This is a genomic window from Streptomyces rimosus (genome assembly GCF_008704655.1).
GTDB classification, from domain to species: Bacteria; Actinomycetota; Actinomycetes; order Streptomycetales; family Streptomycetaceae; genus Streptomyces; species Streptomyces rimosus.
Map to the genome: position 1 here is coordinate 3,828,263 of NZ_CP023688.1, position 16,649 is coordinate 3,844,911.

Annotated in this window: 14 protein-coding genes; 9 read left to right on the plus strand and 5 right to left on the minus strand. The window is 73.9% G+C overall.

Annotated elements, in window-relative coordinates:
- Positions 1 to 75 precede the first annotated feature (75 nt).
- Positions 76 to 2,469 (plus strand): HAD-IC family P-type ATPase, encoded by a 2,394-nt coding sequence (locus CP984_RS15905; RefSeq protein ID WP_003986984.1) that lies wholly within the window; start codon positions 76 to 78, stop codon positions 2,467 to 2,469.
- 4 nt (positions 2,470 to 2,473) lie between these two features.
- On the opposite strand, the gene CP984_RS15910 is transcribed toward CP984_RS15905, so the two are convergent.
- The 3 genes from CP984_RS15910 to CP984_RS15920 form a co-directional block, all read right to left on the minus strand.
- Positions 2,474 to 2,689: a hypothetical protein gene (locus tag CP984_RS15910; RefSeq protein ID WP_226048662.1), complete on the minus strand. Its 216-nt coding sequence runs from the start codon at positions 2,687 to 2,689 to the stop codon at positions 2,474 to 2,476.
- 321 nt (positions 2,690 to 3,010) lie between these two features.
- Entirely contained in the window at positions 3,011 to 6,319 is a 3,309-nt protein-coding gene (locus CP984_RS15915; RefSeq protein ID WP_043978774.1) for a sacsin N-terminal ATP-binding-like domain-containing protein, read from the minus strand.
- 606 nt (positions 6,320 to 6,925) lie between these two features.
- Positions 6,926 to 7,849 (minus strand): DUF3027 domain-containing protein, encoded by a 924-nt coding sequence (locus CP984_RS15920; RefSeq protein WP_030185735.1) that lies wholly within the window; start codon positions 7,847 to 7,849, stop codon positions 6,926 to 6,928.
- A gap of 409 nt (positions 7,850 to 8,258) precedes the next feature.
- Between CP984_RS15920 and CP984_RS15925 the strand changes: the two genes are divergently transcribed.
- The 4 genes from CP984_RS15925 to CP984_RS15940 are packed head-to-tail and all read left to right on the plus strand — an operon-like array spanning position 8,259 to position 11,937.
- Positions 8,259 to 9,758, plus strand: a complete 1,500-nt coding sequence (locus tag CP984_RS15925; protein WP_078575076.1) for an MFS transporter — start codon at positions 8,259 to 8,261, stop codon at positions 9,756 to 9,758.
- 26 nt (positions 9,759 to 9,784) lie between these two features.
- Positions 9,785 to 10,297, plus strand: a complete 513-nt coding sequence (locus CP984_RS15930) for an RING finger protein (protein ID WP_030185741.1) — start codon at positions 9,785 to 9,787, stop codon at positions 10,295 to 10,297.
- Positions 10,298 to 10,342: 45 nt separating this feature from the next.
- On the plus strand, positions 10,343 to 11,089 hold the full coding sequence (locus CP984_RS15935; RefSeq protein ID WP_043978841.1) for a futalosine hydrolase: 747 nt from the start codon (positions 10,343 to 10,345) through the stop codon (positions 11,087 to 11,089).
- Positions 11,086 to 11,937: a 1,4-dihydroxy-6-naphthoate synthase gene (locus CP984_RS15940; RefSeq protein ID WP_030185744.1), complete on the plus strand. Its 852-nt coding sequence runs from the start codon at positions 11,086 to 11,088 to the stop codon at positions 11,935 to 11,937. The genes CP984_RS15935 and CP984_RS15940 overlap by 4 nt, the downstream gene beginning before the upstream one ends.
- Positions 11,938 to 11,947: 10 nt before the next feature.
- On the opposite strand, the gene CP984_RS42800 is transcribed toward CP984_RS15940, so the two are convergent.
- A complete protein-coding gene (locus CP984_RS42800) occupies positions 11,948 to 12,331 on the minus strand; it encodes a cold-shock protein (protein WP_030185747.1) in 384 nt (127 codons plus the stop codon).
- A 197-nt stretch (positions 12,332 to 12,528) separates the two neighbouring features.
- On the opposite strand from CP984_RS42800, the gene CP984_RS15950 reads away from it, so the two are divergent.
- Entirely contained in the window at positions 12,529 to 12,768 is a 240-nt protein-coding gene (locus tag CP984_RS15950; RefSeq protein WP_030185749.1) for a hypothetical protein, read from the plus strand.
- A 5-nt stretch (positions 12,769 to 12,773) separates the two neighbouring features.
- Here CP984_RS15950 and CP984_RS15955 read toward each other — a convergent pair whose 3' ends face one another.
- Positions 12,774 to 13,448 (minus strand): HAD family hydrolase, encoded by a 675-nt coding sequence (locus tag CP984_RS15955; RefSeq protein ID WP_003984345.1) that lies wholly within the window; start codon positions 13,446 to 13,448, stop codon positions 12,774 to 12,776.
- A gap of 92 nt (positions 13,449 to 13,540) precedes the next feature.
- On the opposite strand from CP984_RS15955, the gene CP984_RS15960 reads away from it, so the two are divergent.
- The 3 genes from CP984_RS15960 to CP984_RS15970 all read left to right on the plus strand — a co-directional run bounded on the left by CP984_RS15960 (position 13,541) and on the right by CP984_RS15970 (position 16,645).
- A complete protein-coding gene (locus tag CP984_RS15960; RefSeq protein WP_043978779.1) occupies positions 13,541 to 14,560 on the plus strand; it encodes a FecCD family ABC transporter permease in 1,020 nt (339 codons plus the stop codon).
- A 124-nt stretch (positions 14,561 to 14,684) separates the two neighbouring features.
- The gene (locus CP984_RS15965) at positions 14,685 to 15,773 is read left to right on the plus strand and encodes a FecCD family ABC transporter permease (RefSeq protein WP_003984347.1); all 1,089 of its coding nucleotides are present in this window, start codon (positions 14,685 to 14,687) and stop codon (positions 15,771 to 15,773) included.
- Entirely contained in the window at positions 15,770 to 16,645 is an 876-nt protein-coding gene (locus CP984_RS15970; RefSeq protein WP_003984348.1) for an ABC transporter ATP-binding protein, read from the plus strand. Before CP984_RS15965 ends, CP984_RS15970 begins: the two co-directional genes overlap by 4 nt.
- Positions 16,646 to 16,649 lie beyond the last annotated feature (4 nt).

A 16,649-nucleotide genomic window follows, 5' to 3' on the forward strand; every position in this document is an offset into this window, starting at 1 on the left:
CCTCCAACAACTCCTGCCACCTCCCTGTGCGTATCCAGCGGGTGAATCGTCCGTTCCGCCCGTAACGTCGAAGGCATGACTCAGCGGGCGAAGACCGAAGCCGGAAGCCGCGAGCAGGGCGCCGAACCGGCCCACCGCGGCCTGAGCGCCGCCGAGGTCGCCGAGCGGGTGTCCAGAGGCGAGGTCAACGACGTCCCCGTACGGTCCTCGCGCTCCACCGCCGACATCGTCCGCTCGAACGTCTTCACCCGCTTCAACGCCATCATCGGCGTGCTGTTCGTGATCATCCTGATCGTCGGGCCGATCCAGGACGGCCTGTTCGGCTTCGTCATCGTCGCCAACACCGGCATCGGCATCATCCAGGAGCTGCGCGCCAAGAAGACCCTGGACAGCCTGGCCGTCATAGGCGAGTCCAGGCCGACCGTCCGGCGCGACGGCAAGGCCGCCGAGATCCCCACCTCCGAGGTGGTCCTCGGCGACGTCATCGAACTCGGCCCCGGCGACAAGGTCATCGTCGACGGCGAGGTCCTGGAGAGCGACGGCCTGGAGATCGACGAGTCGCTGCTGACCGGCGAGGCCGACCCGGTGGTCAAGAAGCCCGGCGAGAAGGTGATGTCCGGCAGCTTCGTGGTCGCCGGCGGCGGCGCGTTCACCGCCACCAAGGTCGGGCGCGAGGCGTACGCCGCCCAGCTCGCCGAGGAGGCGTCCCGCTTCACCCTCGTCCACTCCGAACTGCGCACCGGCATCAGCCAGATCCTCAAATACGTGACGTGGATGATGGTGCCGACCGCCATCGGCCTGATCCTCAGCCATCTGTTCACCCTGAACATGGCGGGCGACGAGGCCGTACGCCGCATGGTCGCCGGCATCGTCCCGATGATCCCCGAGGGCCTGGTCCTCCTCACCTCCGTCGCCTTCGCGATCGGCGTCATCCGGCTCGGCCGCAAGAAGTGCCTGGTCCAGGAGCTGCCCGCGATCGAGGGGCTGGCCCGCGTCGACGTGGTCTGCCTGGACAAGACCGGCACGCTCACCGAGGGCGGCATGGACGTCAGCGAGCTGCGGCCGCTCGACGACGCGGACGAGGGCCGCATCAAGCAGGTCCTCGGCGCGCTCGGCGCGTCCGACCCGCGCCCCAACGCGTCCCTCCAGGCGATCATCGACGCGTACCCGGCGGAGGACGGCTGGCGCAGCACCGACGCGCTGCCGTTCTCCTCCGCCCGCAAGTACAGCGGCGCGGCCCTGCAGAGCCCGGACGGCGAACAGACCACGTGGCTGCTCGGCGCCCCCGACGTCCTCCTGCCCTCCGGTGACGACGCCCTCGCCGAGGTCGACGACCTCAACGCCCAGGGCCTGCGCGTCCTGTTGCTGGCCCGCGCCGAACGCGACCTGCACGACTCCGCCATCGCCGACCACGTCCGCCCCACCGCCCTCGTCGTCCTCGAACAGCGGCTGCGCCCCGACGCGATGGACACCCTGCGCTACTTCGAGGAACAGGGCGTCCAGGCCAAGGTCATCTCCGGCGACAACGCGGTGTCGGTCGGCGCGGTGGCCACAAAGCTCGGCATGCCCGGCGCGGAGTCCCCCGTGGACGCGCGCAAACTCCCCGCCGACCAGGAGGAGATGGGCAAGGTCCTGGAGGGCGGCGCGGTGTTCGGCCGCGTCACGCCGCAGCAGAAGCGGGACATGGTCGGCGCGCTCCAGAAGCGCGGCCACAACGTCGCGATGACCGGCGACGGCGTCAACGACGTACTCGCCCTCAAAGACGCGGACATCGGCGTCTCGATGGGCGCGGGCAGCGAGGCCACCAAGGCCGTCGCGCAGATCGTGCTCCTCAACAACAGCTTCGCGACCCTGCCTTCGGTGGTCGCCGAGGGCCGCCGGGTGATCGGCAACATCACCCGCGTCGCCACCCTCTTCCTCACCAAGACCGTCTACTCGGTCCTGCTCGCGATCCTGGTCGCCTGCTGCCAGATCCCGTACCCCTACCTGCCGCGCCACCTCACCCTGCTGTCCACCCTCACCATCGGCGTCCCCGCCTTCTTCCTCGCCCTCGCCCCCAACAAGGAGCGCGCGAAGCCGCACTTCGTCCGCCGGGTGATGCGGTACGCGGTCCCCTCCGGCCTGATCATCGGCCTCGCCGCGTTCGCCACGTACCTCCTGGCCCGCAGCCACTACGACGGCCCGGACGCCCTCCCCGCCGAGACCAGCGCCGCCACCCTGACCCTCTTCCTCAGCGCCATGTGGGTCCTGGCGATCATCGCCCGCCCCTACACGTGGTGGCGCATCGGCCTCGTCCTGGCCATGGCCCTCGGCTTCCTGATCGTCCTCGTCGTCCCCTGGCTCCAGAACTTCTTCGACCTGAAACTGGTCGGCACGACCATGCCGTGGGCAGCAGTGGGCATCGCCGCGGCGGCGGCCGTGCTGCTGGAGGTGGCTTGGCGGGTGGTGGGGCGAAGGTTCCCGGCGTAGCCAGCTACGCGAGCCAAAGCGAGCCGCGCCGATGACGCGCCGGCGGTACGTCGACGGTGTCCACGGCATCGAGGGCGAGCTCGCCGGCGGCGGAGTTCACCATCCCCAAGAGGGTGCCCACTTGGCGGCGCAGCCGCTGCCGCGCCCGGCGTTCCTCCCGCGCGGACCAGCGGGCGACGGAACGGTCCCGCTGGTAACGGGGAAACGAGTGGATGGCCACCGTGCGGCGGACCCTGCGCGGCCGGGGCCTTCTGGACTCGCGCGCCGCCTCGGTGAGAGTGCGGGCGCTGTACCGGAGATCGTGGAGGACCACGGAACTCCAGGGCTCGCCCGGTGACCAGCCGGACGCGGGCCGACCGGGGGCAGGGCGAAGTTGATGGGCGGTGCGTGCCACGGGACTCCGATCGCAGCCACCGCCAGGTATCTCCTGGCGGGCTACGTGAAGCCCGTCGGCCCTGAACAGCGTGCGATGCCCATGCGCGTCACCTTATCCCGCCGGACAAGGGAACGAGTGTGCCGCGCATGGGCGAGCGCACCGGCGTCAGTCGAACCAGCGCGCCTCCGCCAGTTCCTCCGCGCGGTCCAAGTCCTCCAGGAGGGCGGCGGTTTCGAAGCGGCGGGGCCATTGGCCGGCGGCCCAGGCGAGGCCGGCGGCCACGCCTTCCAGGGTGGCGGCGTGGAGGGTGCCGTCGGGGGTCCAGCGCCAGTCAAGTTCGGTGCCGTCCTCGACGGTCAGTTCCTCGTGTTCGACGTAGGAGTGCGGGGTGTCCGGGCCGAGGAGGGTACGGACCGGTTCCGGGACCTCGTGCCGGGTCCCCTCCGACCGTACGGGCGCCGGGAAGGCCTCGCTCAGCCGCCGTACCTGGAACAGCTCCGCCAGATCCGCGGCGCGCGCCGGGCGTACCGGGAGCAGCGGCAGCCCGGTGGCCAGCGGCATCAGGTCGGGCGCGTCCGCGACCACCGCGTCGGCCGCGTCCACGACGCGGACCTCGCCGTCTACCACGGCCCGCAGTTCGTCGGGGAGCGTGACCTGCTCGGGGTCCAGCTCCGCCAGCGCCCCGTACAGCGCGTGCAGTTGGGCGGAGTCCACCTCGCGCGCGGGGTCCGCCAGGCGGGCCAGCAGTTCGGCCGCGCCGCCCGGCTCCTCCAGCAGGGCGGCGACGGAGGTCCGTACGCCGAGGGCGCGCAGCACCTGGGCGTCCACCTCGCCCGCGTCCGCCGACTCGTACAGCCCCGCCAGCAGCGGATCGCCGCCCGCGGCCCGGAGACCCGCCGGACGGCGGCCGTCCAGCACCGGGTGCCCACGCAGCCACCACGCCGTGTACGGGCGGACCAGCTCGGTCGTGCCGTCCGGCAGCAGCACCCGTACGGGCGCGGTCAGCGCGTCCCGCAGCGGCGGCCGCGACAGCATCGCCAGCGCCTGCGGCCACGCGTCGTCGTCGACCAGGTCCAGGTCCCGTACGGCCACGATCTCCGTCGCGACCGGCGGCACCGGTGTCTCCGGCAGCCCGTCGAGGACGTCCTCGCACCACACGTCCACGGCGTCCAGCACGCCGACATCGTCCGGCTCGGTGAAGTCCCCGTCGCGCGGTTCCAGTTCGTCCGGGTCCAGCACCACGTCGGGAGCCCGTACGAGCGCGAAGCCCGCCAGCACGCCGACGCCGGTCAGCGGCTGCTCGCCCCAGCGCTCGGCGAACTCGGCGTCGACGGAGCCGAGTTCGCCCTCACGGATCACCCGCTCGAAGTCGCTCCCGGGGAGCACCAGTTCGCCCGCCGGAGCCGGTTCGCCGTCCTCGTCGGGCAGGGCAAGCGCGGCGAGCCAGGGCTCGTCGCCGGGCGCGAGGTGCGCGTCACGTACGAGACCGAGCACGGCCTCCGCCAGCTCCTCGCCGCCGAGCCCGGCCGGCTCGCCGTCGAAACCGAAGGCGTAGTCGTCCTCGGCCGCGTCCAACGAGCCCGCCACGGCCGCCCGGACCTGCGGAGTCGTCAGAACGGCGCGCGGGTTCGCCGGGGTGGCGCCCAGCTTCTCCAGCAGGGGGTGCACGGCGTCGGGGTGGGCGACCTTCAGCCCCAGGCGGGCCAGGATGCGGTGGCGGTCCGTCGCGTCACCCTCGCCGCTCTCGGGAAGGGGCAGCAGTACCTGGCGCGGGCCGATGGTCGTACGCGGCGCCCGGCCGTCCTCGCCGCCGGAACCCGCCAACGGTACGGGCAGGCCGCTCAGCCGCTCCGGATCCGTGCCGGCCAGCGAGTCGTACAGCCGCCACCACCAGGCGGGCGACCGGTCCACGCCCGCGAGCCGGTCGATGACCTCGCCCAGCGGCACCCGCGCGACACCCAGGGCGCGCAGCTCGGACCGCCGCTCCAGCCCGGCGGGCAGCAGGCTCGGGAACAGCTCCGCCAGCACACGGACCGTGTCCGCACCGGCCCCCTCGACCAGCTCCGCGTCCACCGGCCGCAGCACATACGCGTCCTCCTCGCCGCGGGCGCCGCCCCAGCCGCCACCCTCGCCGGGAGCCAGCTCATCGGGACCGCTCGTGCCGGACGGCGCCTCCAAGGGCAGCTCCGTACGCGTGGCAGGCGCGGCCGCGCTCGGCAGGAACCGTACGCGCGGCAGCAGCTCCAGCACCTGCCGCCGCAGCTCGTTGTCCAACTCGCCCTGCCCCAGCGGGCCCGGCACGAGATCGACCGTCCCGGCCGAAACCGGCTGCCAGGACGCCAGCAACGACGCGTACGCCTCGGCGGCACGCCGTACGAGATGATCGGCGAGCGCGCCGGGCGCGACGCGGCGCCGGGTCGGCTCCAGCGGGAACGAAGCGATCAGCAGCGCCGGCAGGCCGTGCCGCTCGTCCGTGGGTGTCGGCGCGTGCACGACCGGCGCGGTCGCCGGACGCACCGGCGCGCCCTCCTCGTCCACCGGAACCGCCCAGGTCACCGCCCAGTGCGGCCGCAGACGCTCCTCCACGGGCCGGTCGGCCAGCAGCTCGGCGTCCAGCGCCCCGCTCTCGCTCCTGACCCGCCAGCGGGAGCTGCCGCGCTCACTGTCCTCGATGACGACATACGCGCCCTCCTGGCGCCGCCTCAGCTCCCGCACGCCGTCCGGGGTCTCGATCACGACCTCGGCCAGGCCGGGCAGCGTCAGCAGCAACGCGGCGTCAATATCCGCCAGCAGGCGGACCGCCAGCTCGTGCGCGGCGCCGTCGCGCAGCGGCAGCACGACGGAAGTGTCGTAACCCTGCGGGGCACTCCCCTCCGCCGGGAACGGCAGGCGCAGCAGCGGCACATGGCCGTCCCGGCGGCGCAGTTCGCCGCCAAGTCCGGGACTGTGCGCGGCGAACTGGCTCGCCAGCTCGCGGGCCTCGGTCAACGACCAGCGGACGCCGCCGGTCCGGCCGACCAGCGCGGGCTCGTCACTGACCGCGAGCACAGCCGAAAAGCCGACGCCGAAGCGGCCGACGGCCGCCGCGGTCTCGGTCTCGCGCTTGGCCGAGGCGCGCAGGGTCGCCAGGGACTCGACGCCGGTGGCGTCGATGGGGGCGCCGGTGTTGGAGGCGACCAGTACGGCCGGGTCCGTGCCGGGGCGTTCCGCCGGGTGCAAGGTGAGGCGCAGCCGTCCGGGTACGCCGGCGCGGGCGGCCGCGTCCGAGGCGTTCTGCGCCAGCTCGACGGCGAGACGGTCGCGGTACCCGCCGAGAGCGAGATCCTCCTCGGCGTTCGCATCCTCCCGGAACCGGGCCGGCGAGGCCGCCCACGCGTCGAGCACCCCCCTGCGCAGCCGAGCCGTCCCGAACGGATCTGCCTCTGCGCCTGCCGCTTCGCTCACGTTCTCTCCCGTTGTCGGTGCCAGGGTCATTTTCTACCGGGTGGGGGGTCACGGTTGCGTGACGGGGGGCGGGGGGGGCGGGGGCGGGGGGCGTTGGTCGCCCGGTGGGGGTTCGCCTTGGCGCTTGGGGTTCGGTGGTGGGGGCTCGGGGCCCCGCAGGGGTCACTCCTCGGCGCCTGGAGCGGCCGAAATGTATGGACGCAACCGGGGCTTCGGTCGCCTGCGGGGAGACCCCTACGTGTCCCCGAGCCCGCGCCGTAGGCGGCTTTCCCGCCGCCGTGGCGGGGGTCTTTACAGACCCCTGGCGGCCGGACCCATGCGGCCCCCTCCGCACGACGCGGAGCCGCCCGAGGCCCTGCGCCTACGCAACGGGCGCCTCACCCCATGGGGGGCGCGCACCAGGCTTCTTTCCCCCTCCCCCCCCCCCCACCGGCCCGCACTCGCCACACCGACGGGAGGGGGTGTGCAGGGGGACACTCCCCGCAGGCGACCGTTACATGGTTGCGTCCAGACATGACGGCCGCTCCAGGCGCCGAGGAGATGGCCCCCTGGGCACCCCCGCCCCACAACAAAGCCAATGCGCACCCGCGCGACAGCGCATGCGCGGGCCAGACACCCCCACCCGTCGCGCAGCGACTAGCTGTGGCCGAACTCTTCCCCCGGCCCGGACTCCTCCACAGACCCCCCGGCCCGATCGGGCCGCAACGGCAGAGGATCGACAACGGTCTCGTCAATGACCGGCGGCGCCGGCCGCGGAGGCTTCGGCATGATGGCGGCCTCGGAGTGGCCCCCGCACCCGTAGCCGAGGGACACGACGTGACCATCCGCGGGACCGAACTCGTTGGCGCAGATGCCGAAGGCCTGGCGGAGGGAGCCGGCCAGCGGGACCAGGAAGCCGCAGGAGACGCAGTTGGCGGGGGCGGCCTGGGCCATGGCGGTCTTGGGGCCGTAAGCCTCTTCCCAGCGGTCGGCCGCGGCGTGCAGGCCGTAGCGGGAGAGGACCCGGGGGCGCCCCAGTCCCAGCTCGTCGGCGACCGCGGCGATGCTTCCGCGCGCGGTCGTATCGGGCTGGACCGCGGGCGAGCCGGGCTCGACATCCGCGTCCTCGGCGTCCGCCAGCTCGGCAACCCCCGGCGCGACCCCCACACCCTCGGCGCCACCGGCGCCATCCGCGCCATCGGCCCCGCCAAAGATCCCGGGTTCCAGCCGAAGATCCTCGGCCTCCGTGGGCAGCAGATCGCCGGGCCCCATGTCCCCGGGCCGCAGCCGCTCGCTCCACGGCACCCACTCGGGCGCGAGGAGCGCGTCGGGGCCGGGGAGCAGGACGGACTCGTCGAGGGTGACGTGTTTGGCGCGGGACGCGCGGGCGACGGTCACGGCCCAGCGCCAGCCCCGGTAGCCGGGTTCCTTGCATTCGAACAGGTGGGTGACGACGCGGTCCCCGTCGGCGACGGCATCGACGTGCTCGCCGACCGTTCCCGGGGCGGCGGCCTCCTCGGCCGCGGTGCGGGCAAGGTCGACCGCCTCGGCGCACAGGCGGTCAGGGGTACGGCTTCGCATCGCAGCACTCACAAGAATCGATTCTCTCTTCCACGCCGTCTCACGAGTGCGCCAGCCGGAGCTGTCCTGTCCTGTCCGGACGACCGGCGTGCCGGGGCGGGCGGAGCGGACCTGGGGACCGCGTCGACGTCCGCGCCCGGTCATCTCGGTCGAGCGCACCTCTTACGAACCATTCTGCGGGATCGCGACAAGGCGCGCGGCCAAGAACGACCGCCGGTGGCGCGCTACACACGCTACCCCTTCAACGGTGTGCGGCCCCTCGGCGGGAGCGGCAAATGTCACCGGCAGCGGCCACCGGCCGTGCGGCACGGCGCAACAGGCCGCGCAAAGAGCCATGGCCCGGGCGAGTTGGGGGCACTATTGCTGCGTGGCTGCCGGACGGACGTCGAGGAGGACGAGGCTGCCGCGGATGCCACGGGCGTCGCGGGCCTTCGGCCCGTGGAGCGCGAAAACGGCCCGGGCCCCGCGGATCGCCAAGGCTTCCCGGATTTCCACCGGCCCGCGTGCCCCGAAGGGGGCGCGGGTCTCGTCGGCGTCCACGAGGTCCGGCGGGGGCGGCGGCCGGGCGTGCCGCGCGGTGGGCCGGGCGCTGCGCCGCCCGTTCGCGGCGGCGGGGCGCGGCATACGGCGCGCGACGCACGCGCACGGGGCGGGCGAGTCGGGTCTCGGCAAGCTGATCGAGTTGCACGCGGTGAATTCGGCCGGTGACATGATGATCACCATTGCGCTGGCCTCGACGGTGTTCTTCTCGGTGCCGACGGATCAGGCGCGCGGCCGGGTGGCGCTGTACCTGGCGGTGACGATGGCGCCGTTCGCGCTGCTGGCGCCGGTCGTGGGGCCGCTGCTGGACCGGGTGCCGCACGGCCGCAGGGCCGCGATGGCCGGGTCGATGCTGGCCCGCGCGCTGCTCGCGCTGACCATGGCGGGCGCGGTGGCGGGCGGCGGGCTGGAGCTGTATCCGGCGGCACTGGGCGTATTGGTGTCCTCGAAGGCGTACGGGGTGGTGCGGAGCGCCGTCGTTCCACGCCTGTTGCCGCCCCGCATCTCTCTGGTAAAGGCCAATTCCCGGGTGACGCTGGCGGGGCTGCTGGCGACCGGGGCCGCGGCGCCGGTGGGCGGCGCACTGCATCTGGTGGGGACGAGCTGGCCGCTGTACGGGGCGTTCGCGGTGTTCGTGGCGGGGACCTTCCTGTCGTTCTCGCTGCCGCACAAGGTGGACTCGGCGAAGGGCGAGGGGCGGGCGCGGCTGGCGTCGGCGGAGGAGGACGAGCGGACCGGGAAGGCGCCGGCCGGCCGGCGGCGGCCGGGGCTGCGGACGGTGGGCCCGTCCGTACTGCACGGGCTTCAGGCGAATTGCGCGCTGCGGTCGCTGTCCGGGCTGCTGACGTTCTTCCTGGCGTTCCTGCTGCGCGAGCACCCGCTGGGCGGGCTGGGGCCGCAGGTTTCGCTGGGGCTGGTGGCGGTGGCGGCGGGCGCGGGCAACGCGCTGGGGACGGCGGTGGGCGCGTGGCTGCGGTCCCGGGCCCCGGAGCTGATCATCGCGGTGGTGCTGGGGCTGTCGCTGGCCGTCACGGTCACCGCGGCGGTCTTCTACGTGGTGCTGGCCCTCGTGGTGGTGACGGCGGCCGCGGCGACGGCGGGCTTGTGCCAGGCGCTGGGGAAGCTGTCGCTGGACGCGGTGATCCAGCGCGATGTGCCGGAGCAGGTGCGCACCTCGGCGTTCGCCCGTTCCGAGACGGCGCTCCAGCTGTCCTGGGTGGTCGGCGGCGCCGTCGGCATCGCGCTGCCGCTGAGCGGGACGCTGGGTCTGGCGGTGGCCGGGGCGCTGGTGGCGGCGGGCGCGGTGCTGGCCGTACGGGGCCTGCTGGGTGCGGCGCGGCACGGCGCGCCCCACCCTCGTGTGGCGTGAGAGGAACCGACCGATAGCCTGCCCGCATGACCGCGTTCTCTTCTTGGGGCACAGGCCGCCGCGCCGCTGCCGCCCTCGGTGCCGTGTCCCTGGGGCTCGTCACCCTTTCCGCCTGTGAGAAGCCGACCCCGCTCGCCACGGTGACCGCCGGCAAGGACACCGTGACCGCCGAGGCGGCCTGCTACGACGACGGCAAGGTGCTCGGCGATCTGGCCTCCACCGACAAGAAGGCGCAGGCCGGGTTCACCAAGTGCCTGACCACCGAGCCCAAGAAGACGATCACCGTGCACCCGGGTGAGAAGCTGCGGCTCGGTGTCGAGCCGGACGTGGCGGAGGACGGCTGGATCGCGCTGTCCAACAGCAGCCCGATCACCAACATGAGCAAGCAGACGTACCAGGTCGTCCCCAACGCCGACCAGCTCTTCGTCAACCAGCAGACCCGCAGCCTGGCCGACTCCACCGTGGTGTCCGTCGTCGCCTCCAAGGGCGGCAAGTACACCGGCGTGTGGAACGTCAAGCTCAAGCGCGCCGAGTCCTGAGCCCGCCGACGTCCGCGCGAGGCCGGTGGTGATGAGGTGACCGAGATACGGGTCCTGGCCGTCACCGCTGTCGCGGCCGAGCGCGACGCGGTGGCCTCCGGTGTGGCCGGTGCCGGTGGCGCCGAGGTGGTCGCGCTGCCGTCGGGCGGCGCGCTGCACCGCGTACGGGCCGGTGAGCGACCTTCCGTGGTCCTCGACGTGCTCGCCGCCGGTGTCGGCCCGGCCGCCGCTGCCGCCGGCACCGCGACCGCGCTGACCGCCGCGGTGTGCGGCGGAACGGGCTACGACCTTGTGATCTCCGCCGGTATCGGCGGCGGTTTCGCGCCCGGCGCCCCGGTGGGCGCCACCGTCGTCGCGGACGAGATCGTCGCGGCCGATCTGGGCGCGGAGACGCCGGACGGCTTCGTCGCGGTGACCGAGCTGGGCTTCGGGACCGTCGTCCACACCCCGCCGCCGGACCTGGTGCGGGCCCTCGCCGCGGCGACCGGTGCCTCGTGCGGCGCGGTGCTCACCGCCTCGACCGTCACCGGCAGCGCCGAACACGCCGCGCGGCTCGCCGCCCGCCACCCGCGCGCCCTCATCGAGGCGATGGAAGGTTTCGGCGTGGCCGAGGCCGCCGCCGCGCAGGGCCTGCCGGTGCTCGAAATCCGTACGGTCTCCAACCCCGTCGGCCCGCGCGACCGCGCCGCGTGGCGCATCGGGGAGGCGCTCGGCGCGCTCTCCGCCGCCTGCGCCGCGCTCCCCCGCGTCCTGACGGCGGCCGGGGCCCCGACCTCCTGGAGGACGCCATGAGCGACCCGCTCAAGATCGCCTATTCGCCGTGCCCGAACGACACCTTCGTCTTCCACGCGTGGGCGCACGGCAAGGTCCCCGGCGCGCCCGCGCTGGACGTCACCTTCGCCGACATCGACATCACCAACGGCATGGCCGAGCGCGGCGAGGGCGACATCCTGAAGGTGTCGTACGCGGTGCTGCCGTGGGTGCTGGAGGAGTACGCGCTGCTGCCCTGCGGCGGCGCGCTGGGGCGCGGCTGCGGCCCGCTGGTGCTCACCAGGGAGCCGGGCGAGGCGAAGGACCTGGCGGGCAGGACGGTGGCGGTGCCGAGCGAGCGGTCGACCGCGTACCTGCTGTTCCGGCTGTGGGCGGCCGACGAGGTGCCGGGCGGCGTCGGCGAGGTCAAGGTGCTGCCGTTCGACGAGATCATGCCGGCGGTACGGGACGGCCGGGTGGACGCCGGGCTGGTCATCCACGAGGCCCGCTTCACGTACCAGAACTACGGGCTGAGCTGCCTCGCGGACATGGGCGAGCACTGGGAGCGCACCACCGGGCTGCCGATCCCGCTGGGCGCGATCATCGCCAAGCGGTCACTGGGCGCCGAGCGGCTGCGCGAGCTGGCCGCGGCGGCCCGCACGTCGGTGCGGATGGCCTGGGACGACACCGAGGCGTCGCGTGCGTACGTGCTGGAGCACGCGCAGGAGATGGACCCGGCCGTCGCCGACCAGCACATCGGCCTGTACGTGAACGAGTTCACCGCCGACCTCGGCGAGGACGGCTACGCGGCGGTCCGCGGCCTGCTCACGCGTGCCGCGGCCGAGGGGCTCGTACCGCCCCTCGGCCGCGATGCGCTGCGTTTCGGCTAGCCGCCGGCCGTCACACGTCCAGCTGGTCGGCGACCGCGCGCAGCATGCCCGCGATCTTCCCGCCGTGTGCCTTGTCGGGGTAGCGGCCGCGCTCCAGCTGCTGGGTGACGCTCTCCAGGAGCGTGGTGAGGTCCTGCACGATCGACGCCAGCTCGTCCGGCTTGCGGCGCTGGGCCGCCGCCACCGACGGCGTGGGGTCGAGGATCGTCACCGAAAGCGCCTGGTCGCCGCGCTGGCCGGCCACCACGCCGAATTCGACGCGCTGGCCCGGCTTGAGTGCGTCCACGCCGTCGGGCAGCACCGACGAGTGCACGAAGACGTCACCGCCGTCGTCGCGGGAGAGAAAGCCGAAGCCCTTCTCGCTGTTGAACCACTTGACCTTGCCGGTAGGCACGTCTGTCCTCGTCCTCGTACTCGTCGGAAAACCACTGGGGTCTGGTTACGGTGTTCCCTGCGGGAAAAAACAGCTCTGGATAGCAGTGCAGCGGGCCACCTGACCCGCCACCCCCCAAGGCTAATGGTCCGGTGCCCGGTGACAAGACGTCGCCGGGTGGTTCCCCCGCGCTTCTGGCCCGGACTTACCCTGGTCGTGTGTCTGACGAAACTCCCCAGGCCGGGGATCTGCTGGTGCGGATCGGCGCGATTGTGTTCCTGATTGGCGCGGTGGCCACACTCGCCACCGTCACCCCGCTGTTCATCGGGGCCGATCCGCTGCCGTCCGTCTTCTACTGGGTCTGCATGCTGATGGGCGTCGGCTTCGTCGTCGCCGCGGCCGGAGTGCTGCGTTCCGTCGCGGCGCAGCGACGGCAGGCGCGCTCCTCCGCGGCGTAACGGACTCAACGCTTCCGCCCGGCCACGTACCCCTCCAGCCAGGCCGGGAAGCCGGTCAGGTCGTCCAGGAGGACGTGGGCGCCGGCCGCGCTCAGCTCGTCCGGGGCGCACGGCCCGGTGGCCACCGCGACGGACAGCGCGTCGGCGGTGTGCGCACCGCGTACGTCACCGGTGTGGTCGCCGACGTAGACGGACGCGCCGTGCGCGCGCAGGGCCTCGGCCTTGGCCTCCGCCCACAGCGAGCCGATGACGGCGTCCGCCGCGATGTCCAGGTGCGCCAGGTGCAGCTTGGCGTTGGGCTCGTACTTCGCGGTGACGACGATGGCCCGCCCGCCGTGGCGCTGTACGGCGGCCACCGCCTCGCGGGCGCCCGGCATCGCGAGCGTCCCGGTGATCGCGTGCTCCGGGTACAGCGACCGGTACAGGTCGCTGACCTCGGCGACCCGCTCCTCGGGGAACCACCGGCGGATCTCCTGCTCCAGCGGCGGCCCGAGCCGGGTGATCGCCGCGTCCGCGTCGATGTACGTCCCGGTCTCGGCCGACAGCGCCTGGTACGCCGCCTTGATGCCGGGGCGGGAGTCGATCAGCGTCATGTCCAGGTCGAAGCCGACGGTGAGCGTCTGCGAGGCGGTGGCGACCGTGGGATCGGGGACCGGGGTGTGCGAAGCCATGGTGGCCATTGTGGCCGATGGCCCCGGCAGGGCGGGCCGTACACTTACGCTCTCCTGACCTGACCCACCGCCCGTGCCCGCGCCACCGCGAAACGGAGCCGATGCCAGTCGTCCGGGCCAGCAGCCCCCTGGTGAGACGCCGCGCCGCCTGGACGGCCGGGGCGGTGCTCGTGCTGCTGCTGACGGTGCTGCTCTCGCTGGCGGTCGGCAGCCGCCCGTTCGCGCCGTCCGAGGTGCTCGACGCGCTGTTGCACGGCGGGGACGGCGACGCCGCGCAGGTGGTGCGCTTCCTGCGGCTGCCGCGCACGCTGACCGGCCTGATGGTCGGCGCCGCGCTCGCCCTTGCGGGCACCGCCATGCAGGGCATCACCCGCAACCCCATCGCCGACCCGGGCGTCCTCGGCATCAGCCAGGGCGCCTCGGTGGGCGTGGTCCTGGCGTTGTCCTTCCTGGGGGTGCATACCCTCGGCGGTTACGTGTGGTTCGCCTTCGCGGGCGCCGGGATCGCGGCGGTGGCCGTGTACGCGATCGCCTCCAGGGGGCGCGGCGGGGCGACGCCGGTGAAGCTCGCGCTGTCCGGGGCCGCGATCAACGCGCTGCTCGTCGCGGTGACCATGGCGGTGCTGACGACGAAGGCGGCGGCGCTGGACGCGTTCCGATTCTGGCAGGTCGGCTCGCTGACCGGCCGGGACATCGAGGTCGTCGCACGGATCTGGCCGTTCCTGCTGGCGGGCGCGCTGCTGGTGCTGGCCGTCGCGCGCGGCCTGGACGCGCTGGCGCTCGGCGAGGACGTGGCCAAGGGGCTGGGGCAGAACGTCGCGGCCGTGCGCGTCGTGGCCGGGCTCGGGGCCACCGTGCTGACCGGCGCGGGCGTCGCGGCGGCCGGGCCGATCGCCTTCGTCGGCCTCGCCGTACCGCATATCGCCCGCGCGGCCGTGGGCGGCGACCACCGCTGGCTGCTGCCGATGGCGGCGCTGCTCGGCCCGGTCGTGGTGCTGGTCTCGGACACCGTCGGGCGCGTGCTGTTCCCGCCGTCCGAGGTGCCGGCGGGGGTGATGACGGCGCTGATCGGGGTGCCGTTCCTGGTGGTGCTGGTACGGCGGAAGGCGGTGCCGGCGTGAGCGCGGTACGGCGGAAGGCGGTGCCGACGTGAGCGCGGCAGGGCGGAAGGCGGTGCCGACGTGAGCGCGGTACGGCGGAAGGTGGTGCCGGCGTGAGCGCGGTACGGCGGAAGGCGGTGCCCGCGTGACGGCGCCGGTCGCCGGCCGCGGAGACGGCATACGGCCGGTGGGTGCGCGGCCCGCCGGGTACGCCCTCGTGCGCGCCGGGCGCGCCTCCTTCCTGGTGCACCGGCGGGCGGTGGCCGTCGCCGCCGTGCTCGCCGTGCTGCTCGCGGCCGTCTGCCTGGCGTACCTGTGTGTCGGTGAGTCCTTCGTGACGCCCGGCGAGGCGCTGAAGGCCGTCTTCGGGCGGCCCTCCTCGGCGGAGCTGGTCGTCGGGACGCTGCGGCTGCCGCGGATGGTCTCCGGGCTGCTGGTCGGTGCGGCCTTCGGGATCGCGGGCGCGCTGATCCAGACCGTCGCCCGCAACGCGCTCGCCAGCCCGGACGTCATCGGCGTCACGCAGGGCGCGAGCGCGCTGACGGTGGGCGCGATGACGTTCGGCGTGACCTCGTACACCGTCCTGCCGTACCTGTCCGTCGCGGGCGGCGTGCTCGCCGCCGCCCTCGGCTACGTCTTCGCCTGGCGCGGCGGCCTGCACGCCACCCGGTTCGTGCTGATCGGCATCGGCTTCGCCGTCGCGCTGCGCTCGGTCACCCACCTGTTCCTCACCAAGGGCGACTACCTCGTCGCCCAGCAGGCGCAGGTGTGGCTGACCGGCTCGCTCAACGGGCGCGGCTGGGCCGAGGCCGAACCGCTCGGCTGGGCGCTGCTGGTGCTGCTGCCCGCCGTCCTGTGGGCGGCCCGCGCCCAGCGCACCGTCTCGCTGGACGACGCGACGGCGACCGCGCTCGGCGTACGGCTGAACCGCACCCGGCTCGGCCTGGTCGCGCTCGGCGTGGTGCTGGCCTCGATGGCCACCGGCGCGGCGGGCCCGGTCGATTTCGTGGCGCTGCTCGCCCCGCAGACCGCCCGCCGGCTGACCCGTACCGCGCAGATCCCGCTGCTGTGCTCGGCACTGCTGGGCGCGGTCGTGGTCGTGCTCGGGGACCTGCTGGCCCGCAAGCTGTTCGCGCCGACCGAGCTGCCGGTGGGCGTGCTGACCGCGGCCGTCGGCGCCCCGTACCTGATCCACCTGATCATCCGCAGCCGGGCCGTGGGAGGACGTGCGTGAGCGAGGGCACCGGGGGCGCGGGAGGCGCCCGGTTCGTGGCACCCGGCCGCAGTCGGCTCGCGGCCCGGGACCTGACGCTGGCCTACGAGGACCGTACGGTCGTCGACGGGCTCGACCTCGACATCCCGCACGGCGCGGTGACGGTCGTCGTCGGCCCCAACGCCTGCGGCAAGTCCACGCTGCTGCGGGCACTCGGCCGACTGCTCAAGCCGCGCCGCGGCGCCGTCCTGCTGGACGGTACGGACCTGGCCCGCATCCCCACCAAGAAGATCGCCCAGGCGCTGGGGCTGCTGCCGCAGACCCCGGTGGCGCCCGAGACGATCACCGTCGCCGACCTGGTCTCGCGCGGCCGCCAGCCGCACCAGCACTGGTGGCGGCAGTGGTCCGGGGCGGACGAGCGGGCCGTCGCCGAGGCCATGGCCCGTACGGACGTGACGCGGCTGGCGGACCGGCCGGTGGACGAACTGTCCGGCGGCCAGCGGCAGCGCGTGTGGATCGCGATGGCGCTCGCCCAGGAGACCGATTTGCTGCTCCTGGACGAGCCGACGACGTACCTGGACATCGCGCACCAGGTCGAGGTGCTCGACCTGATACGGCAGCTCAACCACGACCGGGGGCGCACCGTCGTCGCCGTCCTGCACGACCTCAACCAGGCCGCCCGCTACGCCGACCACCTGGTGGCGATGAAGGAGGGCCGGATCGTCGCGCAGGGGCACCCGTCGGCGGTCGTGACGGCCGGGCTGGTGCGGGAGGTGTTCGGGCTGGAGTCGGTGGTCGTCCCCGATCCGGTGACGGGCTCGCCCCTGGTGGTTCCGGGGCGGCCTTGGCAGGCACCGGGTGGAGGGGCCACGGTCGTTCCCGGGCCGGCCTAGCGCC